The organism is Aquimarina sp. BL5, assembly GCF_003443675.1.
Classification (GTDB): Bacteria; Bacteroidota; Bacteroidia; order Flavobacteriales; family Flavobacteriaceae; genus Aquimarina.
On record NZ_CP031963.1, the window covers coordinates 5766004 to 5791004 of the forward strand.

18 protein-coding genes are annotated in these 25001 nt (G+C 32.8%); 9 read left to right on the top strand and 9 right to left on the bottom strand.

Annotated elements, in window-relative coordinates; all coding sequences use genetic code 11:
• Positions 1-41: 41 nt before the first annotated feature.
• Complete coding sequence (gene rny, locus D1818_RS24210) at positions 42-1607, top strand: ribonuclease Y (protein ID WP_118462816.1); 1566 nt, start codon at positions 42-44, stop codon at positions 1605-1607.
• 39 nt (positions 1608-1646) lie between these two features.
• On the opposite strand, the gene D1818_RS24215 is transcribed toward rny, so the two are convergent.
• From D1818_RS24215 to D1818_RS24230, 4 genes are all read right to left on the bottom strand, one after another.
• Positions 1647-2063 (bottom strand): hypothetical protein, encoded by a 417-nt coding sequence (locus tag D1818_RS24215; protein WP_118462819.1) that lies wholly within the window; start codon positions 2061-2063, stop codon positions 1647-1649.
• A gap of 83 nt (positions 2064-2146) precedes the next feature.
• Entirely contained in the window at positions 2147-2527 is a 381-nt protein-coding gene (locus D1818_RS24220) for an STAS/SEC14 domain-containing protein (protein WP_118462822.1), read from the bottom strand.
• 118 nt (positions 2528-2645) lie between these two features.
• A complete protein-coding gene (locus D1818_RS24225; RefSeq protein WP_118462825.1) occupies positions 2646-3023 on the bottom strand; it encodes a hypothetical protein in 378 nt (125 codons plus the stop codon).
• 478 nt (positions 3024-3501) lie between these two features.
• Positions 3502-6057, bottom strand: a complete 2556-nt coding sequence (locus D1818_RS24230) for an ATP-dependent Clp protease ATP-binding subunit (protein WP_118462828.1) — start codon at positions 6055-6057, stop codon at positions 3502-3504.
• A gap of 380 nt (positions 6058-6437) precedes the next feature.
• Between D1818_RS24230 and gyrA the strand changes: the two genes are divergently transcribed.
• Both gyrA and D1818_RS24240 read left to right on the top strand, forming a co-directional pair.
• Complete coding sequence (gene gyrA / locus D1818_RS24235) at positions 6438-8981, top strand: DNA gyrase subunit A (RefSeq protein WP_118462831.1); 2544 nt, start codon at positions 6438-6440, stop codon at positions 8979-8981.
• Between the two features lie 27 nt (positions 8982-9008).
• A complete protein-coding gene (locus tag D1818_RS24240; RefSeq protein ID WP_118462834.1) occupies positions 9009-10283 on the top strand; it encodes a tetratricopeptide repeat protein in 1275 nt (424 codons plus the stop codon).
• A gap of 83 nt (positions 10284-10366) precedes the next feature.
• Here D1818_RS24240 and D1818_RS24245 read toward each other — a convergent pair whose 3' ends face one another.
• The 3 genes from D1818_RS24245 to D1818_RS24255 all read right to left on the bottom strand — a co-directional run bounded on the left by D1818_RS24245 (position 10367) and on the right by D1818_RS24255 (position 14868).
• Positions 10367-10777, bottom strand: coding sequence for a glyoxalase (locus tag D1818_RS24245; RefSeq protein ID WP_118462837.1), 411 nt, complete (start codon positions 10775-10777; stop codon positions 10367-10369).
• 207 nt (positions 10778-10984) lie between these two features.
• Positions 10985-14053 carry a sialidase family protein gene (locus D1818_RS24250; protein WP_118462840.1) on the bottom strand — a complete coding sequence of 1023 codons (3069 nt, stop codon included), beginning with the start codon at positions 14051-14053 and terminating at the stop codon, positions 10985-10987.
• Positions 14054-14130: 77 nt separating this feature from the next.
• Complete coding sequence (locus D1818_RS24255; protein ID WP_118464096.1) at positions 14131-14868, bottom strand: outer membrane lipoprotein-sorting protein; 738 nt, start codon at positions 14866-14868, stop codon at positions 14131-14133.
• A gap of 91 nt (positions 14869-14959) precedes the next feature.
• Between D1818_RS24255 and D1818_RS24260 the strand changes: the two genes are divergently transcribed.
• The 6 genes from D1818_RS24260 to D1818_RS24285 all read left to right on the top strand — a co-directional run bounded on the left by D1818_RS24260 (position 14960) and on the right by D1818_RS24285 (position 22348).
• Entirely contained in the window at positions 14960-15850 is an 891-nt protein-coding gene (locus tag D1818_RS24260) for a DUF72 domain-containing protein (protein ID WP_118462843.1), read from the top strand.
• Positions 15851-16056: 206 nt separating this feature from the next.
• On the top strand, positions 16057-16470 hold the full coding sequence (locus D1818_RS24265; protein ID WP_118462847.1) for a hypothetical protein: 414 nt from the start codon (positions 16057-16059) through the stop codon (positions 16468-16470).
• Positions 16471-16557: 87 nt separating this feature from the next.
• Positions 16558-17667: a DEAD/DEAH box helicase gene (locus D1818_RS24270; RefSeq protein ID WP_118462850.1), complete on the top strand. Its 1110-nt coding sequence runs from the start codon at positions 16558-16560 to the stop codon at positions 17665-17667.
• A gap of 313 nt (positions 17668-17980) precedes the next feature.
• Positions 17981-20461 (top strand): ATP-dependent Clp protease ATP-binding subunit, encoded by a 2481-nt coding sequence (locus D1818_RS24275; RefSeq protein ID WP_162897306.1) that lies wholly within the window; start codon positions 17981-17983, stop codon positions 20459-20461.
• A 64-nt stretch (positions 20462-20525) separates the two neighbouring features.
• The gene (locus D1818_RS24280) at positions 20526-20975 is read left to right on the top strand and encodes a hypothetical protein (protein WP_118462853.1); all 450 of its coding nucleotides are present in this window, start codon (positions 20526-20528) and stop codon (positions 20973-20975) included.
• 20 nt (positions 20976-20995) lie between these two features.
• Positions 20996-22348: a DUF5458 family protein gene (locus D1818_RS24285; protein WP_118462856.1), complete on the top strand. Its 1353-nt coding sequence runs from the start codon at positions 20996-20998 to the stop codon at positions 22346-22348.
• Between the two features lie 70 nt (positions 22349-22418).
• Here the strand turns inward: D1818_RS24285 and D1818_RS24290 are convergent, their stop codons facing one another.
• Complete coding sequence (locus tag D1818_RS24290; protein WP_118462859.1) at positions 22419-22784, bottom strand: response regulator; 366 nt, start codon at positions 22782-22784, stop codon at positions 22419-22421.
• Positions 22781-24985: a PAS domain S-box protein gene (locus D1818_RS24295; protein ID WP_118462862.1), complete on the bottom strand. Its 2205-nt coding sequence runs from the start codon at positions 24983-24985 to the stop codon at positions 22781-22783. The genes D1818_RS24290 and D1818_RS24295 overlap by 4 nt, the downstream gene beginning before the upstream one ends.
• Between the last annotated feature and the right edge of the window lie 16 nt (positions 24986-25001).

A 25001-nucleotide genomic window follows, 5' to 3' on the forward strand; every position in this document is an offset into this window, starting at 1 on the left:
CTAGTGCAGGCTTTTTTTATATATAAACACTAACTAGGATTATGGATAACATTATATTTTTGATTATTGCAGCAGTGGCGGGTTTAGTGATAGGTTTTATTATTGCTAAAGTGTTAGAGCGCAGTAGAGCTTCAGAAATTATCAAAAGCGCTAAAAAAACATCTCAAAGTATTATTAGGGAAGCTAAAAGTGAAGGCGAGACGATTAAGAAGGATAAAATACTTCAGGCTAAAGAAAAATTTATAGAATTGAAATCGGAGCATGAAAAAGTGATTTTGTCTCGTGATAAAAAAATGGCTGAAGCGGAAAAGAGAACTAGAGATAAAGAATCTCAAATCTCTAACGAGCTTTCTAAAGGCAAGAAATTAAACTCTGAACTAGAGCAAAAGATTAAGGATTACAATCATCGTAATGAATATCTTGAGAAAAAACAAAGTGAATTAAAGAAGCTTCATAAAAGTCAAGTACAACAATTAGAAGTGATATCTGGATTGTCTGCAGAGGAAGCAAAAGAGCAGCTTGTAGAGTCTCTAAAAGAACAGGCAAAGACAGATTCTATGGCGCTAATACAGGATACCATAGAAGAAGCAAAATTAACTGCTCAGCAAGAGGCAAAGAAAGTTATTATAAATACGATACAACGAATAGGTACCGAAGAAGCTGTAGAGAATTGTGTATCCGTATTTAATATCGAAAGTGATGATGTAAAAGGGCGTATTATAGGTCGTGAAGGTAGAAATATTAGGGCTATAGAAGCGGCTACTGGTGTAGAAATTATTGTTGATGATACTCCTGAAGCAATTATATTATCTTGTTTTGATTCTGTAAGACGAGAGGTTGCTCGTCTATCTTTACATAAATTAGTAACCGATGGAAGAATACATCCTGCACGTATTGAGGAAATAGTTAAGAAAACTAGAAAACAAATTGATGAAGAGATTATAGAAGTAGGTAAAAGAACTGTTATTGATCTTGGAATTCATGGATTACACCCAGAGTTAATCAAAACTGTTGGTAGAATGAAATATCGTTCTTCTTATGGTCAAAACTTATTACAGCATTCTAGAGAAGTGGCAAAACTTTGTGGAGTTATGGCTTCAGAACTTGGGCTTAACCCAAAACTTGCTAAAAGAGCGGGGTTGTTACATGATATAGGTAAGGTGCCAGATACGGAAACTGAAGTTCCACATGCTATTCTAGGAATGCAATGGGCCGAAAAGTATGGTGAAAAACCGGATGTTTGTAATGCTATTGGTGCTCACCACGATGAAATAGAAATGACGGCGCTTATTTCGCCTATAGTTCAGGTTTGTGATGCGATTAGTGGAGCAAGACCTGGAGCTCGTCGACAGGTGTTGGATTCTTATATACAAAGGTTGAAGGATCTTGAGGATATTGCATTCGGATTTAACGGTGTTAAGAAGGCTTATGCAATTCAGGCGGGTAGAGAGTTACGTGTTATTGTAGAGAGTGAAAAAGTAAATGACGAAAGAGCAGCTAGTTTATCTTTTGAAATTTCTCAGAAAATTCAAACTGATATGACGTATCCTGGTCAAGTTAAGATTACAGTTATTAGAGAAACAAGGGCAGTAAATATTGCTAAATAAAATATAGAACATTAACTGCTTTATACAAAAAAAAGAGAATCAATTGATTCTCTTTTTTTGTTTATGTGAAGAAGTGTCTTTGTGAGGGTATTTTTTTATCATTTCATTTTTCCAAGTTAATGCAGATTTCATGTCATCAAATCTTCTAAATTCCTTTTCAAAAAAAGTTTTTTCGTATTTCGTTAACGTTTTTTGTATAGGGTCGTTAGATACCACAGCGAATCCAACAAGATTAGGTATTTTTGCTGTCCTAATATATACAATTGGGTCGACGGAATACGAATGAATTCGATGTGTAATGTATACAAAAGGAGTGTTTTTAAAATGTTCTTCTGCGATTTTAATTAGAATAGAGTTGTTGTTTATAGAAACGACAATACCTTCATACATAGTTGCAATCATATGATTACTATGTATTTCTAATTTGCAAAAATCTAAATTGTAAGATCTAATCATTGGGGGATTTTTAGATAGTAAATTGAAAAAAAAGATTAGGAATGTAATATAGTTTTTTATGATATAGAAATAAAAATTTTAGTTTAAAAATCGATATTTTTTTCTAATAGCTCATTTTTCCATTCTAATGCTCTGCTTATATCTGTGAAATATTTTATTCTTTTTTGAAAAAATTTACTTTCTAATTCTGTCAACTTTCGTTGTCTATGATTTTTTGAAACAACCGCTATACCGATAAGATTATCAATTTTTGTGGTTTCGTGATATACTGTTGGATCTACTGAATATGAATTGATTCTGTTAGAGATGTACACAAAGGGTTTGTTGTTAAAATATTTCTTGACAAATTCTAGCAACAATTTGTTGTGCTCTGGCTTAACTAAAAAGCCTTCAGCAATAGTGTTTTTTAAAAAATCGTCTTTGATTTCTACCTTAGCAAAACCTAAATCATAGTATTCTGTCATTTATGATTACAAAACTATTATTCAAGTATGGTTAATATTTTAATAAGTTACAATAAAACTATTACTTATGAAAATTATGAATAGATAAAAGTAAGGTTTCAGGGGAAATATTAGGAGGTTAATCCATTACGTGTTTTAGGATTTCATCTTTCCATTGCAGAGCAGATGTCATGGTGTCAAATTGTCTGAATTCTTTCTTAAAAAAAGCTTTTTCTAATTTAGTTTGGATTTTTTGTCTAGGATCATTTGATACCACTGCGAATCCAACTAAGTTTTGGATTTTTGCTGTCTCTAAATAAATCGTTGGGTTAACAGCATATGAGTTTACACGATGTGTTATGTATAAGAAAGCTTTATTTTTATAATGTTTACGAACCATTTCTAATAAAACATCGTTGTGCTCGGGCGAAACGGTAATACCTTCATTCATGGTAACTTTTATATAGTCGTCATAGATTTCTATCAGACCAAAATCTAACTTATATGATGTAATCATTTGGGGTATTCTTTAAGTTGTGCAAATATATATATTTAGTAATATAAAAATTGGAAGTCTTTGATTTTATTTGGGATTTTTCCCTTGTTCATTACTGATAATGCTTTGGGTATTTAAAAACCTTGGCGAAAGTGTTTTAAGTGATTCTTTTTTGGTTAGTTTAATAGATTGTTTGAGATTCTGATAAGCTCTATTATATTATGATTTCCGACAGTTTTAATCTATTTGTAGGCTTTTGGTAGATAGGATATGGATTAAATTAATGAAAAGGTTTTGCTTCACAAATGGTTCTAATTATTACAGACTATGCTTTCAAGTTTTTAGATTGCTTATTTATCTTTTTTAAAGCAAAATTCAAAATAAGCTTAATTTTTGTATAAAGGTTTTAGATATGAAACAAAAGATTTTGATTTAAACATAAAAAAAAGCTCCTTTTTCAAAAAAAAAGGAGCTTTTCTGTCTAATTTATTATGGTGTGTTAAGATTCTGCCGGCTTTTCGGCTTTCTTAATTTTAATTGTTAATTCATTGGAATCTTCATCTAGATCCATGAAAATACTGTCGCCTTCTTGCAATTGAGCGCTAATAATTTCTTCTGCCAATGCATCTTCGATATACTTTTGAATCGCTCTTTTAAGAGGTCTTGCTCCATACTGTTTATCAAATCCTTTTTCAGTGATGTAGTCCTTTGCTTTTTCGCTTAGGCTTAAATCATATCCAAGATCGCTAATTCGTCCGTATAGTTTTTCTAACTCGATATCAATAATTTTATGGATATCTTCACGCTCTAATGCGTTAAATACAATTACATCATCAACTCGATTTAAAAATTCTGGAGCGAATGCCTTCTTCAAAGCATTTTCAATAACACCTTTTGCATAACTGTCTGATTGAGTCTTTTTTGCGCTAGTTCCAAAACCAACGCCTTGTCCGAAATCTTTAAGTTTACGAGCTCCAATGTTAGATGTCATAATAATGATTGCATTCCTGAAATCAATTTTTCGACCAAGGCTATCTGTTAAATATCCATCATCTAATACTTGTAGCATCATGTTGAATACATCAGGGTGCGCTTTTTCTATTTCATCCAATAAAATCACGGCATATGGTTTTCTTCTTACTTTTTCAGTAAGTTGTCCGCCTTCTTCGTAGCCAACATATCCTGGAGGAGCTCCAATAAGTCTGGAAACAGCAAATTTTTCCATATACTCACTCATATCTATACGAATAAGTGTGTCTTCGCTATCAAAAAGTTCTCTTGCAAGCACCTTGGCGAGTTGAGTTTTACCAACACCGGTCTGTCCTAGAAATATAAAGGATCCAATCGGTTTGTTAGGGTCTTTTAGACCTGCACGATTACGTTGAATTGCTTTAACAACTTTAGAAACCGCATCATCTTGACCAATAACCTTTCCTTTTATGAGATTTGGTAATTCAGCAAGTTTGTTGCTTTCAGTTTGAGCGATACGATTAACGGGTATACCGGTCATCATCGATACTACATCAGCTACGCTTTCCTCATCAACAATTTCTTTATGAAGTTTAGAATCTTTCTCCCATTGTTCTTGTGCTTGAGCTAATTCTTTTTCAAGATTTTTTTCATCATCTCTAAGCTTAGCAGCTTCTTCGTACTTCTGTTTTTTTACAACACTATTCTTAAGTTCTCTAACTTCTTCGAGCTTTTTCTCTAAGTCAAGAATCTTTTTAGGAACATCGATGTTTGTGATATGCACTCTTGATCCTGCTTCGTCTAAAGCATCTATAGCTTTATCCGGTAAAAAGCGGTCTGTCATGTATCTGTTAGTAAGCTTAACACATGCTTGAATCGCTGCATCAGTATAGCTTACATTATGATGTTCTTCATATTTTTCCTTTATATTTTCAAGAATCTCTATAGTTTCTTCAATATTTGTAGGCTCTACTATAACTTTTTGGAAACGTCTTTCTAGAGCACCATCTTTTTCAATATATTGTCTATATTCATCTAAAGTAGTGGCTCCAATACATTGTATTTCTCCTCTAGCTAATGCGGGCTTAAACATATTAGAAGCGTCTAGACTTCCTGTAGCGCCACCAGCTCCTACAATTGTATGAATTTCATCTATAAAAAGAATGATATCATCATTTTTTTCTAATTCATTCATTACTGCTTTCATTCGCTCTTCGAACTGACCTCTATATTTTGTACCAGCCACTAGGCTAGCTAAATCTAGCGTTACCACGCGTTTGTCAAACAGTATTCGAGATACTTTTCGTTTAATAATCCTCAGCGCTAAACCTTCAGCAATAGCAGACTTTCCAACACCTGGTTCACCAATTAATAGTGGATTGTTTTTCTTTCTTCTACTAAGAATTTGGGAAACACGTTCTATTTCCTTTGTTCGCCCTACTACTGGATCTAGTTTTCCTTCTTCTGCCATAGCAGTTAAATCTCTACCGAAATTATCTAATACCGGAGTTTTAGATTTCTTATTGGCTTTAGTTCCGCCAGTTGGAGAGTTAAAAGGATTCTCTTTTGATGCATCCCCAGTCATATCATCGTCCTCAGAAAATGACTCTGCCTTTGGGTTTTCTATATATTCTTCTTCGTTAGCAATCATAAATTTAAATTGATCTTTAACATTATCATAATCCACTTTTAGCTTATTTAAAAGCTTAGTCGTGGGGTCGTTTTCATTTCTTAATATACATAATAACAAATGTGCAGTATTAATAGAAGAGCTTTGAAATAACTTTGCTTCTAAAAAAGTAGTTTTAAGTGCTCTTTCTGCTTGTCTTGTTAAATGTAAATTCTTTTTTTCATTTGTAGCTACTGCTACGTTAGGGTTTGCGGGGCTTAGAATTTCAACTTTTCTTCTCAAATTTGTTAAATCTATATCTAACGCATCCAATATACTAATTGCTTTCCCACTTCCATCACGTAATAGTCCTAACATCAGATGTTCTGTGCCAATAAAATCGTGCCCTAATCTTAGCGCTTCCTCTTTACTGTATGCAATCACATCTTTGACTCTTGGTGAAAAATTGTCATCCATATAATTAGTTTCTTTCTTTTTCTGTGTTTTTACTACTAAATATAGTAATTTTTAAAATTACATTGGCAAAAACTATTCCTTTTAACCATCATTAACAGATAAGCTGACATAAATACCTTTTGTGTCATATTTCTTTATATCTAAATAATGTTTTTTGAATAATTCAAAAAACAAATTTAAAGGATTATTAAGTTTTCTGAGTAAATAGACAAAAAAAGCATTAATAATCAAAATCTATATTTGTAGACTTATTAACTATATAGGTCGTTAAAGTTGTTAATAAATTACGTATATTATGAAGGGTATAGACAGTTAAAACCGTCTTAATTTACTTAAATTAGCCCGTTAAATAAAATCAATTTTAGAATAAAATAATTTTTATGGCAGAAGGAGAAAAGCTAATACCTATCAATATAGAGGATGAGATGAAGTCTGCATACATCGATTATTCGATGTCAGTGATTGTATCACGAGCACTTCCGGATGTTAGAGATGGTCTTAAACCAGTACACAGAAGAGTTTTATATGGTATGTATGAGTTAGGTGTTAAAGCCGGTAGTGCTCATAAGAAATCAGCAAGAATTGTTGGTGAGGTTCTTGGTAAATACCACCCTCACGGTGATACATCGGTTTATGACACAATGGTTCGTATGGCTCAAGAATGGAGTTTACGATATATGTTGGTAGATGGTCAAGGTAACTTTGGATCTGTAGATGGAGATAGTCCAGCAGCAATGCGTTATACAGAAGCAAGAATGCGAAAAATATCAGAAGATATGCTCGCGGATATTGACAAAGATACTGTTGATCATACATTTAATTTTGATGATACATTAAAGGAACCTACGGTTTTACCTAGTAGGGTGCCGGGATTACTGATTAATGGTGCTTCAGGTATTGCGGTAGGTATGGCTACAAATATGCCTCCTCATAATTTAACTGAAGTCGTAGATGGAACTATTGCTTACATTGAGAATAATGATATCGAGATAGATGAGCTTATTCAGCATATTAAAGCACCAGATTTTCCTACCGGAGGTATCATATATGGTTATGATGGGGTAAGAGAAGCTTTTAAAACTGGTAGAGGTAGGATCGTAATGCGTGCCAAAGCTAGTTTTGAAGAGGTTAATGGTAGAGAATGTATTATTGTGTCTGAAATACCTTATCAAGTGAATAAGGCAGATATGATAAAGAAGACTGCCGATCTTGTAAATGATAAGAAGATTGATGGTATTTCTACTATTAGAGATGAATCCGATAGAAAAGGAATGCGTATTGTTTATATCTTAAAAAGAGATGCAATACCTAATATAGTTCTTAATCTTTTATATAAATATACTGCTTTGCAGTCTTCATTTAGTGTTAATAATATTGCACTGGTAAATGGAAGACCACAGTTATTGAATGTAAAAGAAATGATTCATCATTTTGTCGAGCATAGACATGAAGTTGTTGTGCGAAGAACAAGATATGAGTTAAGAAAAGCGGAAGAAAGAGCGCATATACTAGAAGGTCTGATCATTGCTTCTGATAATATAGACGAAGTTATCAAATTGATTAGAGCGTCTTCTAATGCAGATGAAGCAAGGCAAAAACTTATTGATCGATTTAAACTCTCCGAAATACAGGCGAAGGCAATTGTGGAAATGCGTCTACGTCAGTTGACAGGTCTGGAGCAGGATAAATTACGTGCTGAGTATGATGAGTTAATGAAAACTATTGAAGATCTTAAAGACATTCTTGAGAAAAAAGAACGTCGAATGGATATCATTAAGGAAGAACTTATCGAAGTAAAAGATAAATATGGAGATGATCGTCGTTCTCAAATAGAATATGCAGGAGGAGATCTAAGTATTGAAGATATGATACCAAATGAGAAAGTAGTGATTACTATTTCTCATGCAGGTTATATTAAAAGGACTTCTCTTACAGAATATAAGAAACAGAATAGAGGAGGAGTTGGTCAGAAAGGAAGTACTACGCGTAATGAAGATTTCCTAGAACATCTTTTTGTAGGTACCAATCATCAATATATGTTGTTTTTTACCCAAAAAGGGAAATGTTTCTGGATGCGAGTTTATGAAATCCCTGAAGGAAGTAAGACATCAAAAGGTAGAGCAATACAAAACTTGATCAACATTGAGAGTGATGATAAGGTAAAAGCATTTATATGCACACAAGATCTGAAAGATGAAGAATACATTAATTCTCATTATGTCATAATGGCAACTAAAAAAGGTCAGGTGAAGAAAACTTCTCTAGAACAATATTCTAGACCGAGAACTAATGGTATAAACGCTATTACAATTAAGGATAATGATGAATTGTTAGAGGCAAAGCTTACTGATGGAAAAAGCCAGGTAATGCTTGCAGTTAAGTCTGGTAAAGCAATTCGTTTTGAAGAGGAGAAAACCAGGCCAATGGGACGTGGAGCATCAGGTGTGAGAGGTATTCGACTTGCAGATGATAAAGATGAGGTAATTGGAATGGTTGCTGTTAATGATATGGAAAGTAATATTCTAGTGGTTTCAGAAAATGGTTATGGAAAGCGCTCTAAACTAGATGATTACAGGATTACCAACAGAGGAGGGAAAGGAGTGAAGACTATTTCCGTTACTGATAAAACAGGACAATTGGTAGCTATCAAAAATGTTACCGATGATGATGATCTTATGATTATCAATAAATCAGGTATTGCTATTAGATTGTCTGTAGAAGACTTAAGAGTAATGGGACGTGCTACTCAAGGAGTTCGTTTAATTAATTTAAAAGGTAAAGACTCTATTGCGGCAGTAGCTAAAGTAATGCATGATGATGATGATGTAGAAGATGTAGATGATAATATTGAAGAAAATAATATATCTTTGCAAAATGATGGTGATGCTTCTGATGGCACGACTATTGATGAAACAAATGAATAAAACAGAATCCCACAAAAAAAACAAGTAATGAGAACTAAATTTATTATAGCATTTTTTCTAACTATAAGTGCTATTGGATTTTCACAAAAAAAAGGACTTAGGGCAGCAACAAAAGCATTAAAGTCTGGTAATCTAGAAGTAGCAAATGATGCATTAAAAGCTGTAGAAGGACAGTTAGATATTGCAGATGAAAAAATGAAAGCGCAATTCTATTTGCTAAAAGGACAACTTGGAGCGGCATCTAAAGATAAGTCATTAGAAAAAATTGAAGATGCTGCAATGGCTTATGCTAAAGTTATAGAAATAGAAGAAGCATCTGGTAGTAAAAAATATTCTGCACAAGCAGATACAGGAATCCAGACACTTCGTCAAGCTTTAATTGAAGAAGCAGTAGCAGATCAGAAAGCTGGTAAAAATAAGGAAGCCGCAGATAAACTTTATTTAGGATATAAAACAAAGAAAACAGATACTTCGTATCTATATTTTGCTGCATCCAATGCGGTAAATGGAAAAGATTATGATGCTGCTTTAAAATATTATAATGAGTTAGTGGATCTTGGATATAAAGGAGTTGAAGATCGTTTTACAGCTACTAATAAAGAAACTGGAGAAATAGATAATTTCGATTCTAAACAATTAAGAGATTTCTCTGTTAAGGCGGGTACGCATATAAAGCCAGAAGCGTCTAAAACAGAATCTAGAAGGTCAGAGATTACAAAAAACTTAGCGCTAATCTACATCAATCAAGGTAAAGATGAAGAAGCGATTAAGGCGATGGAAGCAGCTAAGAAAGAGAATCCTAACGATCCTGCTTTAATGCAAGAAGAAGCTAATATGTTTTACAAATTAGGTAATATTGCTAAATATCAGGAATTAATGGAGAAGATAGTTGCAAATGATCCTGAAAATCCTAATCTACTTTATAATCTAGGAGTAAGTGCATCACGCCTTGGAGATAATGAAAAAGCGATAGAATACTATAAAAAAGCTTTAGAGGTAAAACCTGATTATGCTTCTGCACAAATAAATATAGCAGCGATTATTTTAAGTGGTGAGACTGCTCTTAATGAAGAAATGAATAGCTTAGGTACATCTAATGCTGATTATAAGAGATTTGATATTCTTAAAAAGCAAAAACAAGATTTATATAGAGATGCGATTCCATATTTAGAAGGTGCTTTAGAATCTAAGCCAGATAATGTTGATGCAGTTCGTACTTTAATGCAGATTTTTTATCAATTAGATGATCCAAAAGCAGAGGACATGAAAAACAAACTTAAAGCTTTAGAAGGAGGTAATTAATCCAAAACTAAACTTTAATAATACTAAAAAGTGCGGATCAATTTTGATTCGCACTTTTTTTAATCATAATATGATAGAAAATTCTAATAGGAAGTTAGACTCTGTTCTAATAATTGAATGTTACTATGTAGACGTTCTCTAACAATGCTCATCATCCTTTTGTTTAGAGCAGAAGAATTTTTTATATATGTCAAGTATTCATCTACAGTAAACTGACCTATAATCATTCCTTTCAGACTATTCCTTAATTTCATGTCCTTTTGAATAGCGTTATCAATATAAAGTAAGCGTTTTTCTAAAGTTAATTCATAAAAAGTGTTTTTTCTTTTTTTTATATAATTTCTGAAGACTTCAATTAATAATTCGCCCTGTAATTTGATTATGGGCCTGATTGTTTTGTTCTGAAATTGCTCGTCGTCCGACATGTTTTCAGAAACTCTTGCGTTTAAAATTTTTGGACGTATTGCCAGTAAATTGGATTCCCTGTTTTCCATAGTAAAGAATGTTTACTAAAAATACAGAATTGTTTCGTCCAAAATAGACTATAGTGTTTAGAGTTTTAAACCAGTTATGAACAAGGTTTTTATTATGGAATTGGTTGTCTTTTTATCTTTTTCTAAAAAAAATAAATATTGTATAGTCGTGTAATAAAAAAGAGCCCTTAAAAAAAGAGCTCTTTATATATATAAAACAGTTTACGTTTATTTACTAAGGTATTCTTCTTTTGATTTCGTTTTAATAGTTCCCGCATTATTCTTTTCTAAATACTTTTTATACTTAGCTAATTGCTTTGATTCTATTTTTTGATACTTAGTTTTTGCTTCGTTTAATCTATTTTCTAATACCTCTTTATTCTCTAGTTGTGATAAAGAAGGTTTTTCGAATAAGTTAGCTACATCACTATATAATGAAGCTAATTTCTCTCTTAGTTGTGGTTCTGCTTCCGCTACATAATTATCACCAGTGGTTACAACTAGTGATTCTTTTAGTGAATTCATTTCTGTAATTAGAGCAGAAGCAACTTTTGTTGCTTTTGGATCTCCTTTTTGTAGCTTTTCCGCATTATCAATTGTTTGGTCGATCTTGTATACTAAGTATGCTAAATCTTCCATATCATTATAAAGTTCTTGAGTAGTTTTAAAATGAGATTCCCTTTCGGTATTCGTTACTACCGAATTTGGATCGTTTTGAAGTATAATAGAACTTTCATAAGAGTTTTTTCCTTTTTTGAGAACAACTTTATATGTTCCTGCAGCGGCTCTTGGAGAAGTGAAACCACCAGCTGTATATGACTTACCAGCTGCTACTTTAGGCGCTTTTGTTCTAAAATCCCAAGTGGCAATGTTGATGCCTTTGGATTTTCCAGGTACAAGAGAAGCAATTTCATTTCCATTTGTATCCTGAATAGACAAAGTCATTTTTCCAAAAGTGTGTCTCTTTTTCAAATAATAGATAATTTGACCAGAAGAGGAAGGGTTATTTCCTACGAATTGAAGCTCAGTGCTTCCTCCTCCAAAACCACCTTCTTCTTTTATTATAGCTGGTTTGGATGCAAAGAAATGCACATCTTTTTTTAACATTTCCTGATTAATTTGTCGTAACGGAGAAATATCATCAATAATGATAATTCCTCTACCATGTGTACCTAATACAAGATCATTTGTCTTTTTCTGTAAGTCGATGAAATGAACGGCGGTTGCTGGCATATTATTGGTAAAACGAGACCAATTTTTTCCTCCATCTATAGTTATAAATAATCCGAACTCTGTACCTAAATATAATAAGTTCTCATTCTCATAATCTTCTTGAATATTTCTAGCAAACCCAATAATATCATCTGTAACAATGGATTTCCAAGTTTTTCCAAAATCAGAAGTTTTGTATACATATGGTTTCATATCGTTCTGCGCGTGACCATCGAAAACTGCATATGCTGCTCCTTTAGAGTGATTACTTGCTTCTATATGATATACCCATGTGTTTTTAGGAACTCCTTGTATATTAGGTGTTGTATTAGACCATGTTTTTCCTCCGTCTTGTGTTATTTGAACATTTCCGTCATCCGTTCCTACCCAAATTACTTTTTCATCCAAGGGTGATTCTGCAATTGTAAAAATTGTAGTATGTGTTTCTGCTCCCGACTTATCAGTAGAAATACCTCCAGATTCTTTATCTTGTTTTAATGGATCATTGGTAGTAAGATCTGGAGAAATAATTTTCCAGTTGTCACCCATATCTCCACTTACATGAAGAAATTGACTACCCATATAAAATCTATCTGGTTGATGTTCGCTTATTGCCATGGGTGCGTTCCAGTTAAAACGAAGGTCTGCTTTCCCTTTTACTTGTAGAGGTTTTACGTTTTTGGTATTGTTTTTATCAATATCGTATCTCCAAACATTTTGGGCTCCTTGCATTTCGGAGTAAATAATTTTTTTTGTTGGGTGCCTAAGTACTCTAAAACCATCTCCAACACCTATCCGTTTCCAATCGCGAGCCTCTACACCTCCTGGAGAAGAAGATGGACCATACCAGGAACCGTTATCTTGTAATCCTCCATAAATATTATATGGTTCCTCATTATCAACGCTTATTTGATAGAATTGTGATAATGGTAGATTATCTACCATATCCATAGTGGATCCACCATCCCAACTTCTATAAACACCTCCATCGGTACCCACATACATTCTATCAGAATTGTTGATGTCAAATGTAATATCGTGGATGTCTGCGTGCATGTTTCCAAGGTTTTTGAAAGTTTTTCCACCATCTCTCGAGATGGACCCAAATAAACCTCCCTTAGCCACAATATCTGGGTTTTTAGGATCTACTACTATTCTTGCAAAGTAAAAAGGGCGTACAACAAGTCCAAAATCTCCATTAAGTAGTTTCCAGTTAGCACCAGCATCATCAGAACGATATAAACCTTTATCTTCTTTGCTTTCTACAACTGCGTATACTATTTTTGGATTGGATGGTGCTACTGCTACTGCAAATCTCCCTAAATCTCCTTTAGGGAAACCATTATGAATTTTATTCCAGGTTTTTCCTGCATCAGTGGATTTATAAAGTGCGCTATTAGGTCCACCAGAATTGAAACTCCAAGCTGTTCTTCTAAATTCCCACATGGCGGCATATAGTGTATTAGGATCATTAGGATCCATAATTACTTCATTAGCACCAGTTCTTTGATTAATATATAAGATTTTTTCCCAAGTTTTTCCTCCATCGGTTGTTTTGTAGACTCCTCGATCTTCACTGTCACCCCATAAAGCACCTATGACACCTACATAAATTTCATTAGAATTCTTTGGGTTTATCTGAATACTACTAATTCGTTCAGAATTCTCGAATCCCATTTTTTTCCAATTTGCTCCACCATCAGTAGTTTTGTATAAGCCGTCTCCAACAGAAACACTGTTTCTTGTCCAGATTTCTCCAGTTCCTACCCAAACAGTATTATCAGGATCATTTGGATCAATAGAAACAGCACCTATAGACTGTGCATAATCATCAAATATGGGAGCAAAACTAGCTCCTCCATTAGAAGATTTCCATACGCCACCACCAGCAGTACCTACGTATATAATTCTACTATTTGTTGGATGATTTTCTAAATCAATGACACGACCACTCATCAGTGCTGGTCCTATGTGTCTCGCTTCTAGCTTTCCGAAAAGTTCCTTGCCTTTTAGTACAATATCCTGAGCTTGTATTCCTAATGAAAATACAAGACTAAGCCCGGCTATTATAATTTTTTTATTCATAATTCATTTGATTGATTAGTAATTTATGTGAAAAAAAATCCCCAACGAATTGGGGATTTTGAGTATATATGTATGGTTTATTTCTTTTCTGGGAAAGCAAATTTTGCACTATCAACTTCTGGGTTTAGTTTGATTTCTTTGAAGTTCATAGTTTGAAACTCACTTCCTACTGTAAACGGAAAATAAACTCCATTTACTTCTTGATAGTCGCTAATAGAAGACTTTATGGTTTGTCCTTTCATAGGACCTTGGTTCATTTGCGTCTCAATGATGATAGGTACAAAATTTTCTGTATCAAAATAATAGTGAACAATGTTAGGTAGAGATTGACCATCTACTATAATTGGATCTTTGGTCATTTTTATTTTAAAAGTTTCGGTTCCATCAACAGTTTCTTTTCCAACTAATTCGATGCTGTATCCTTTTTCCTTATAATTTAAAAATGGATCCGGGAAATCTTTAGTTTGCTTTTTCATATTTTCTGTAGCTTCACTATCACTTTTCTCAGCTTCCATGGTCATTTGGTTTCTCTGCCAAGAGGTTTCTCCATCAAACGCAGACCATACCATACGATTTCCTTGTAATTCTATAGTAACCAATTGTTTTCCATCTTTTGTAGATACTTGTTCAAAAGGAATTTCCATTCCTTGCATTTTCATAACCCCAACCATTTCTACACTTTCTAGTTTTTCCCAGTTTTCTTTTCCTCCAGTGTTTTCTAGATAATTTGCTACAATTTCATCAGCCGTTTGGGCACTTGCTGGAGCAATAATTGCGATAATTAAACCTACTATTAATGATTTTAAAGTATTCATTGTTAAATTTTTTATTGTTGTTACTGTAAAGTTAGTCATTCGAATCTTATTTTTGTTACACTATTTATGGTAATCTTTTTAAATAAAAGTTATGAAATTTGGCAAAGTAGAACACCCTGAAAGCATAAATTTTGTATTACCGAAAGATCATGAGGATACTTTAAGAGTTTTACAAAAAGAAAGAAAAAAGAATTTGTCTGTATATGTAGGATGTGCTAAATGGAATAAACAAGATTTAAAAGGTTTTTATCCAAGAGGTACAAAAGATGAATTACATTATTATTCAAGACAGTTTAATTCTATAGAGTTAAATGCTACTTTCTATAGAATCTTTTCTGAAGATCAATTTAAGAAATGGTACGATAAAACTCCAGAAGGGTTTAAGTTTTTTCCTAAACTAGTTCAGAATATATCACACCTTAAAAGGTTAAACGAAGATGTGCAACCTTATGTTGATCAATATCTGTCTAGTGCTATCCATTTAAAGGAGAAATTGGGGACTATTTTTTTACAAATGCATAGTAATTTTACTCCTAAGTATTTTGATAGAGTTGTGAATTTTGTAGAAAAGTGGCCTAAGGAATTACGTTTATCAATAGAATTTAGACATACAGATTGGTTTAACGATGCAATAGTTGCTAATGAACTTTATAATTTATTAGAAAATAATAATATAGCAAATATCATTACGGATTCTGCAGGTAGAAGAGATTTATTACATATGAGGCTTACTAATAAGGAAGCTTTTATAAGATATGTAGGTGCTAATCACGAAACGGATTATACAAGATTGGACGACTGGGTGAGTCGATTAAAATTCTGGAAAGCACAAGGTATAGAAGATATTCATTTTTTTGTACATCAGAATATCGAGCAAGAATCTCCACTATTGTCCAAATATTTTATTGAATTACTTAATAAGGAATTAGGGACAAGTCTTAATTTACCCAATCATTCATCTGATGGAGCAACCTTATTTTAGTTCAGTTTTTACTTAAAGGATTCATTAAACTTTGATTTTGTAGCTATAATCAGTCGCGAATAGTGTTAAAGTTTTAAAATATATTGCACTTAAACCTATTTATGTGTATTTTGCCGATGATTTTAAATAATACGGCCTAAATTTCCGAAGATTTATTTAAAAACAGGCTTACTTTGAATTTGTATTAACAAGCCAAAAAAATACGTATGACTAAACAACTACACCCCACTTTATTATTAGTTTTTTTATTAGTATCCCCTTTATTAATAGCTCAGAAAGAAGATGTTAAGGAAGCTAAAGTCCTGTTTGATAATCAAGTAACAATTTTAGAGATATCAACAAATTTTGAAATGGACGGTTTTAATAGAAAGAACGTTTTTTCTTACATTTCAAATTTTGAATTGGACTCTCACGATTCCCATAACCATTCCGAACATACTCTGGAACAAATCTGTCATATGCATTCTGAGAGTATTTCACTTATTGATATCATTTCGTCTGACGAAGGATCTGACTTTAATTGTTCAGGAGGTTTCTGTATGGATAAGTCTCATTTTCATAAAAGAGGATTAACCTTAAAAAAACAATTATTTGATTATTTCATGAAAATTTCGTGTTAATACCTTGATGTTTTATATGATGTATTGATATATTTAGTTGGGCAATGAATATATTCATCTATTTTTGTACTCTAAAACAAAATAAGGATGAAATTTTCAGAATTAGGTGTTCCTAAAGATCTAAATAAAGGTCTAAAAGAAATGGGAATTACTATCCCTACCAAAATTCAAGAACAAACATTACCTGTTCTTATCAATAATCAAATAGATTTTATAGGTAAAGCTCAGACAGGTACAGGAAAGACAGCTGCTTTTGGTATTCCTTTATTAACAGCTATTGATCCTAAAAAGAAAGAAGTTCAGGCCTTAGTATTGGCTCCCACCAGAGAATTAGGACAACAAATTGCGAAACAACTATTTAAGTTCACTAAGTATACAGATAAAATTTTTACGGAATCCGTTTACGGAGGAGAAAAGATCGAAATACAACTCTCAAGATTAAAAAGACCTACGCATATAATTGTAGCGACTCCAGGTAGGCTTATAGATCTAATAGAAAGAAAAGCAGTTGATATCTCTAAAATCAAGACCATTGTTATGGATGAAGCTGATGAGATGTTGAGTATGGGATTTAAAAAAGATCTCACAACAATTTTAAGCAAAACTAAAGGTCGACGAAATGTTTGGCTGTTCTCGGCTACTATACCATCTGCCCTCAATGAAATTATTAATTCTTATGTAGATAAAAATGCGGTACGAGTATCCGTAGACAAAAACGATGCTGTTAATAAAGGGATTGAACATCAATTTGTTGTTGGAGAAGAAGTAAATAAATTAGATACATTAACCTATTTTCTTAAATCTCAAAAAAATCAAAGAGGTATCATTTTTACAAAAACTAAAGCGGCAGCACGCAAATTGTCGAAGCAACTTATTGCAAAAAATCACGAGGTAGGTTTGCTAGAAGGTGATATGATTCAGAAAGATAGAGATAAGGTAATGCGTGCCTTCAAAAAAGGTTCTCTTGGTTTATTGGTTTCAACAGATGTTGCTGCTAGAGGAATTGACGTAGCCGATTTAGCGTTTGTAGTTCATTTTCAATTACCAGATCAAATAGAGTATTATACACATCGAAGTGGTAGAACGGCAAGAGCTGGAAAAACAGGGGTCTCATTAGCATTAATAGTTAAGCAAGAATTAAGAGTGATTAGAGATCTGGAAAAACAACTCGGAATTAGATTTTCTCAGATTCGATAAGCTAAACGAATTAATTGTTTTTGATGTTGTAAGATGACAATTTATATTGTCGGATTTCAGATTCCATCAGAAATTAAAATAGGATGTATATTTCATATTCAAAACTACCTGAAAACAGGGGGTATGTTTTACCTAAAAACTAGGTAAAAAGATTAGGGAAAATAGTATACTTTTGATTTCGGAAAGTATATTTTATACAACAATTAGATGAAAAGCTAAGGGATATCGAAAAAAATCAAGTTTTATTTCGAGCTAACCTATATTTTTTTGCTAATTATTAGGTTATTTATTTACTTTACGAAAAACCAACTTCATGCAAATTTTAGACTATACATTATCACCAAAAGTGAATAATGCTATTCATATAGCACAATCTATTGCTAAAGAGTATCATAATGATCAGTATAATGCTGCTCATTTATTAAAAGCTCTTTTGCATAAAGATGTAGGATTAAAGGACTTTTTTAACCAAATTGACGGAGATATCTATTATTATGAAGAATGGTCCGAAGTTAGAATAGAGGCCTTACCTAGGGTAGTTAATATTTCTGATGCAATTCCCGGAGATAAATCTGTTGAAGCTGTATTTAATGAAGCGGATACATTGAAGCTTAAATTAGGAGAAGATGAGATTACACCAAAAGCTGTACTAATAGCGCTATGTACACCTGGAGTTGGATTCTCTTACGAACAGCTTAAAACATTACCTCTTAAAGCTGATGAGGTTTTAATTGCAGCAACACAAGGTAAAACGGTGGCCGGAAAAACTAGTGCTACTAAAAGTGGAGTAACAAGTTCTACTGGGCAGAAAAGTGATGCTGGAATTCTGGACGAGTATTGTTTTGATAAAACTTTTGCTGCTAAAAACAAGCAGTTAGATGATGTTTTTGGTAGAGATGGAGAAATAAAGATGATTACTGAGATATTAGGAAGACATTCTAAACCTAATGTTCTTATTACTGGTGAACCAGGTGTCGGAAAAACAGTTCTGTTAGATGGTTTTTCTGAAGCTGTGGTTAATGGTAATGTGCCAGAGTCATTAAAAGATGCTCAGATCTATGAGTTGGATTTTATAAACCTTGTTTCAGGAGCAAGTTATAAAAGTGAAGTAGAGGATCGGTTTAAAAAGATTTTAGTAGCGCTAAAAGAATTTGATAAGCCTGTTTTACTAATTGATGAAATAAATAATCTTACCGATAAGAATAGTGGTAATCAGGGATTAGTAAATATTTTAAAATCGGAGTTGGCTAAAGGTGAAGTAACTTTTATAGCCACAGCTACCAATGACGCATATCGTAAACATGTAGAAACTGACGAAGGACTTACAAGAAGATTCGAGATTGTTGCTCTTGACGAACCTTCGGAAGAAGATACACTTACAATGATTTCTAATACTATAGATAAATATAAAAATCATCATAGCCTAGATGTTATTGATGAAACAATTGCAGAGGCGATACGGCTTTCTAAACGTTTTAATAAAGATAGAAGTCTTCCTGATGCAGCTATTGACTTATTAGATAGAACAATGTCTGCTTCTCGATATATGATAGAAACGACGGCTAATAATGTTGAAACATTATTAAAAGAAGTAAAAGAAATAGGAGAAAAGGAGTTAGAAGAAACAGAAAAAGTTAGTTCAGTAAGTTGGATATATAATAATCTCAAAAGCAAGTTTAGTTATTTGTTATTTAATGAATTGGGGGAAGATGAAATGGTTCTTGGAGAGGAAACTTTTGATAATTATAAAACAAAAATTGTTGCTATTTTAGACCAGTTTTTTAAGAAAGCTTCAGAAGAGAAAACGTTTATTAATAAAAATGATGTTTCTGCAACTATAGCGAATAAAACAGGGATTCCGGTAGGAAAACTTCAGGCAGATGAAAAAGAAAGATTGTTGAATATGGAAGATCATCTTAAGAAAAGAGTGATTGGACAAGATCATGCGATTAAGACAATTTCTGAAGCGGTATTAGAATCCAGATCAGGTTTGAGCAAACCTGGTTTACCTACAGGATCTTTCTTTTTTACGGGCCCAACTGGTACAGGTAAAACGGAGTTAGCAAAATCTCTAGCGGAGTTTTTGTTTCAGACCGAAGATGCTATCATTAGATTCGATATGTCAGAGTTTAAAGAAGAACATTCTGCGGCGTTACTATATGGGGCGCCTCCAGGGTATGTCGGTTATGAAGAAGGAGGTTTATTAGTTAATAAAATAAGACAAAAACCATATTCAATAGTGCTTTTTGATGAAATAGAGAAAGCACACCCTTCAGTGTTTGATATTTTCCTTCAGATTTTAGATGAAGGAAAACTAAACGATAGACTTGGGAAAACTGGAGATTTCTCTAACGCTGTAATTTTATTTACTTCTAATATTGGTAGTGAACATGTTGTAAAATCGTTTACAGATGGGGAAATTCCTAAATCCTCTGATCTTTTGGAACTTATGGGGAGACATTTTAGACCGGAGTTTTTAGGACGACTTACCGAAATTGTTCCGTTTGCTCCGATAACAAAGGATAACGTAATTAAGATCTTTAATATTCAACTAAAAGATTTACTCAAAGCATTAAATAAGCAAGAAGTAACTCTAGAGTTGACTGAAGCGGCTCAGGAATATCTTGCATATAAGGGATTTACCCCCAAGTATGGGGCAAGACCTTTACGTGGAGTCATTAGAACTGATTTGAGAGGTCCTTTGTCTAAGATGTTGATTACAGGTAAGATAGGTAAAGGGAGTAAGGTGAGTCTTGATGTAAAAGATGAAAAAATGCAGTGGTCATACGAATAAAGACCGTATCCTGCGATAAAATTAGTATATTTATAATTCACAATCATTATTAAGATAAGAAAGTATGAGCAACAACACATATGGATTAGGAGGAACAGAGGTTAAAACCGATGCTAGTGAAGCTATATTGGAAATCGGACAAAATAAAACACTTCTTGTTCAGAAATTAACACAGGATCAGCCAATTAAGCCACAGATAGTAAATGGTTTGACATCTATTGATCACGTATTTGAAAATTATAAGCCTGAAGTAGATGTAGAATTCGAAGATGCGGATGGAGTAGAAAGTAAAGAAACGTTAAAGTTTAGCCATTTAGGTAATTTTGGAAAAAAAGGGATTATAAATCAAAGTAAGTTCTTAAATGATTTAGATACAGAAAAAGATCAGTATCTTAAAGTTGTAAAACAACTTAAATCAAATAAGATCTTAAAAACTGCTTTGGCAGATCCAGATGCTAAACAGGCATTGATTAGATCTATAGAATCATTATTGGCAGAATTACAACAAGGTTAAAAGATAAAGACATAAAGTACATGGCAGCAGGAAAACAAGCTCAAGAGAGTGTTAAAATAGAAAATCCAGCAAAGGAGCTAAAAATAAATGAAGAGAAATTAGCCAAATATGGTGGTTTTGATCTTTTAGAAGCGTGTATAGATGACGTTCAGAACATGAATCCTGATCGTAAAGCACGTAAAAAGATTTTTCTTACGGAATCAACTAAAAAATTAGAGAGAGCTAAACTCGAAAAGACATTAGAGATTTGGAGAGATGTTTTATCATCATCTGATGATATTTCGGAAATGGTTGAAGAATCTGAAAAGCGTTCGGAAATCGCTGGTAAATCTTTAGAAAAAAACTTAGGAGCAGCACTGGAGCAAACAAGAGAATTGGAGCAATCTTATAGATCAGTTGCATTATTCTTCAAGAATACAGAGTCTCAAAAAGTTAAAAATATTAATATCATGAATGCTGAACTTGAGCAGTTAAAGGATCTTGATAATACTAGATTTATTGATGCTATTCAAGAAGAGCTAGTACAAGGATATGACCGTTTAGATTTAAGAGATAACTACGGTATTTTAGTAATACCTGGATATCTTGGTTCTAACAAAGTAGTAGAAAAATGGGCTAAAATAGCTCACGAAAATAAGGTAATGATGATTACCGATTTTGAACATCTTGATGAACCAGATGATGTTATGGAAATGTTTGAAGCTGCTAACCTTACAGGTGGTGATAAGTATAGATCCAATGTGATGATGGCTTGTAACTGGTTAGTAGGAAGAGGAAAGCATGATGAAGTTGGAGAAGAAGATGATCTTTTTGTACCGCCATCAAGTGCATTAGCCGGGCAGGTATATAGAACGTTGATGTCTCAGGTTGCTGCAGGTAAGAAACATGGTGGAATTAATGAAGTGGATGGAGTTCGATTTGATCTAAAGAAAAGTGAAATCGCTCAGTTAGAAAAACTCGGATTAGTACCTATGGTTAATGAGTATGGAAAGGTGATGGCCTTTTCTGCAAAAACCTTGTTTAATGGGGATAACCTAGGATTACAAACGTATTCTGTAGTTAGGGTATTTGATTATGTTACCAAGGTACTTATGGACTTCTTGAATAGAAGAGCATTCGAAAACTTTAATGCCAGAACTCGTAAAGAACTGATGGGACAAATTGTTAAGTTCCTAGATGAAATTACCGGTCCAGATCAATTAATCGAAGATTTTTCTATTAAACGTTTTGAGCAAGATCCAAATCAAAAGGATAGAGTATATCTTGATATACATATGAAACCTTATTTTCCGGCAAAAAACTTTATGATTAAGATGGATGGTCAAAAAGGAGATGATGGAACTGACTGGGATTCTGATTATGAACAACAATAAAAAAATACAAATAAATAGTATTTATAAAAAGGTGAGTGTTTGTTTTTAACGCTCACCTTTTTTAATTTATTTACGAAGATACGTTAGAGATAGCAGATAAAAGTTTTTCGAAATTGACAGGCTTCGAAAAGTATTTATCAAATCCAATTTTAATGAATTTCTGAGCGTCACCAGGCATTGCGTAAGCCGTCACGGCATATATAGGAATGTTTTTTAATATGTCTAATTTCTTAAGACGCTTTAATAATTCACATCCATCCATTTGGTTTAACCCAAGATTGATATCTACCAAAATTAAATCAGGGGACGATTCTTTAACTATTTTTAGAGCAGTTGGACCATTCTCTGCAATTATGACATTGGATACATTTTTAGATAGCATCTTATTCATAACCATAGCGTTTATCTTATTATCTTCTACGTAAAGTATATTCATATTTTTTTTGGGATTGTAATGATAAACTTAGTTCCTTTTTCCAATTTACTAATAACCTTAATTTTTCCTCCAAGTATTTCAATATATCTTTTGGATAAGCTTAAACCGATTCCGGTACCTTCATATTTACGACTCAATCCAATACTTTCCTGTACAAAAGGATCAAATATCTTTCTTAGACTGTCTTTTCCAATTCCAATTCCTGAATCTTTTATAGAAATACGAATGCTTCTTTTTTTAGCTTTTACATTCACAATCACTTTACCTTTCTTGGTATACTTAATGGCATTGTGAATAATATTGTTTATTGCTGTATGAAATATGTCTACATCAATAACAGCAGAAGGGCAGCTTTCATCTAGTTCCAAGATATAATCCAAATTTTTAGAATTTGCAAAATGGCGATATTCTCTATAAGAAGTCTCTACTGTGTAATTAATATCTGCTTCTATATAATTAAGATTTTTTTGGATAGTTTCTATTTCACTATAATGAGAAAGGTTATTAATAGTAGCAAGAAGCCTTTCTTTACTCTCATCTAGATACGTAGCTAGTTTTTTGCGGTCATTTGGATTCTCTTCTCCGAGTAATAATAGATTGCTAATCGTAATAATACCATTTAAAGGAGTTCTTATTTCGTGACTAAAATTGGATAATATATTAGATTTTAAACTGCTTAATTCTTGTTCTTTTATATGAGCCTGTTTTATGGCAAGTTCCGCTGATTTTTGTTCTGTAATATCATGAAAACTAACTAAAATGGAGTTAATATTATTTTCTAAATCTTTAATAGGGGTATATTTTGATTCTAACCATTGTATAGAACCTTTATGTGTAATTCTTTCAATTTCTTTTTTAACTGTTTCACCTTTTAACGCTTCATTGAATTCATGGGCAAAGGTATTTTTAAAATTAAGGGGCATTACGTCTATAAAGCGAGATACTGTAAGAGTAGGGTCTACGTTAAAATCTCTTTTTATGATGTTTATGGAGTTCTCATCTGCCATTAAGATTTCTCCGACTGTATTTAGGAGCACGGTATAGGCAAAACCATTATTTACCATTGCTAACAATCGGCTTTGATTTTCCGCTATGGTTCGTTCGTTTATTTTTTTCTGATGTATATCAATGAGATTACCAATCATTCTGGTAGTTCTATTGTTTTTATCTTTTTTACGATATCCATGAACTTCGTAATATTTATACTCACCGTCTTTATCTTTTATTCTATAATGATTTAAGTAATAATTACCTTCTTTTTTTAGACCCTTTATATGACGTTTAATAGAATCTTGTAGATCATCTGGATGAATCAATTCTTGTAATAAATCCGGAGATATAAAATCCTTGTCGAGGGGTAAACCAAGCATTTTTTTTAAATCACTACTATAGTAAGTAGCATTTCTATCAAAATGATGATCAAACAAACCAGATCGAATACCTTTTAAAGCTAAACGTTTGGTTTCTTCATTGTATTTTAGTTTTTCTAAATAGTTATGTCTTTCTGTAATATCTGCGAAACTACCATTAACGAAAACTACTTTGTCCTTGTGCTTTACGGCTTCTGCAATCACACGAATCCATTTTTGTTCACCTTTTTTAGTGATTATTTGATCTGTATAATCGTAAGCGATTCCTTGATGAATAAGATTATCCCAATAGTTTTTAATACGTTCTCTAGATGCTTCAGGATAATAGAATAAGGCTTCTGTCATACTTAAAGAAGTACCAGGTTCTAGATCGTGTAAACGATAACATTCATCAGAAAAGTATACTTGATCGTGGATTGGATCATAATGCCAAGCTCCAGTTTTGGTTAATCTAGACAAGGTCTTTAAGAAATTATGTTCCTCGTTTTCCTCAGTAACATCTATTCCCGAGGCGTAGATTTTGTTATCGTTATAAACAAGATCAAATTTTATATATAGGATAGCTTCAGAAACTACAGTAGCGAACCCAAAGGTTCTTTTTAGCTGTTTTTTATTTTCAGAAAGTTGAGCAATGGTTTCTTTGAAATCTGATTCATCTTTATCGAGTAAAAATGTATATATCGATTCTCCAATGATCTTGTCTGTTGGTAAAGAGAAAAGTATTTCACATCGTTTATTGACTCTACAGATGTTTCCTTTGTCATCCAATATGATAAGAAATAGCGAAGTATTCTCTTTAAGAAATTCAAATTCGTCTGCTGTAAATGCCATAAATAATGTAGGTGAT

Excerpts from the sequence above, each read along its gene's own strand:
- rny (WP_118462816.1), top strand. The coding sequence starts at position 42 with ATGGATAACATTATATTTTTGATTATTGCAGCAGTGGCGGGTTTAGTG.
- D1818_RS24215 (WP_118462819.1), bottom strand. The coding sequence starts at position 2,063 with ATGATTAGATCTTACAATTTAGATTTTTGCAAATTAGAAATACATAGT.
- D1818_RS24220 (WP_118462822.1), bottom strand. The coding sequence starts at position 2,527 with ATGACAGAATACTATGATTTAGGTTTTGCTAAGGTAGAAATCAAAGAC.
- D1818_RS24225 (WP_118462825.1), bottom strand. The coding sequence starts at position 3,023 with ATGATTACATCATATAAGTTAGATTTTGGTCTGATAGAAATCTATGAC.
- D1818_RS24230 (WP_118462828.1), bottom strand. The coding sequence starts at position 6,057 with ATGGATGACAATTTTTCACCAAGAGTCAAAGATGTGATTGCATACAGT.
- gyrA (WP_118462831.1), top strand. The coding sequence starts at position 6,438 with ATGGCAGAAGGAGAAAAGCTAATACCTATCAATATAGAGGATGAGATG.
- D1818_RS24240 (WP_118462834.1), top strand. The coding sequence starts at position 9,009 with ATGAGAACTAAATTTATTATAGCATTTTTTCTAACTATAAGTGCTATT.
- D1818_RS24245 (WP_118462837.1), bottom strand. The coding sequence starts at position 10,777 with ATGGAAAACAGGGAATCCAATTTACTGGCAATACGTCCAAAAATTTTA.
- D1818_RS24250 (WP_118462840.1), bottom strand. The coding sequence starts at position 14,053 with ATGAATAAAAAAATTATAATAGCCGGGCTTAGTCTTGTATTTTCATTA.
- D1818_RS24255 (WP_118464096.1), bottom strand. The coding sequence starts at position 14,868 with ATGAATACTTTAAAATCATTAATAGTAGGTTTAATTATCGCAATTATT.
- D1818_RS24260 (WP_118462843.1), top strand. The coding sequence starts at position 14,960 with ATGAAATTTGGCAAAGTAGAACACCCTGAAAGCATAAATTTTGTATTA.
- D1818_RS24265 (WP_118462847.1), top strand. The coding sequence starts at position 16,057 with ATGACTAAACAACTACACCCCACTTTATTATTAGTTTTTTTATTAGTA.
- D1818_RS24270 (WP_118462850.1), top strand. The coding sequence starts at position 16,558 with ATGAAATTTTCAGAATTAGGTGTTCCTAAAGATCTAAATAAAGGTCTA.
- D1818_RS24275 (WP_162897306.1), top strand. The coding sequence starts at position 17,981 with ATGCAAATTTTAGACTATACATTATCACCAAAAGTGAATAATGCTATT.
- D1818_RS24280 (WP_118462853.1), top strand. The coding sequence starts at position 20,526 with ATGAGCAACAACACATATGGATTAGGAGGAACAGAGGTTAAAACCGAT.
- D1818_RS24285 (WP_118462856.1), top strand. The coding sequence starts at position 20,996 with ATGGCAGCAGGAAAACAAGCTCAAGAGAGTGTTAAAATAGAAAATCCA.
- D1818_RS24290 (WP_118462859.1), bottom strand. The coding sequence starts at position 22,784 with ATGAATATACTTTACGTAGAAGATAATAAGATAAACGCTATGGTTATG.
- D1818_RS24295 (WP_118462862.1), bottom strand. The coding sequence starts at position 24,985 with ATGGCATTTACAGCAGACGAATTTGAATTTCTTAAAGAGAATACTTCG.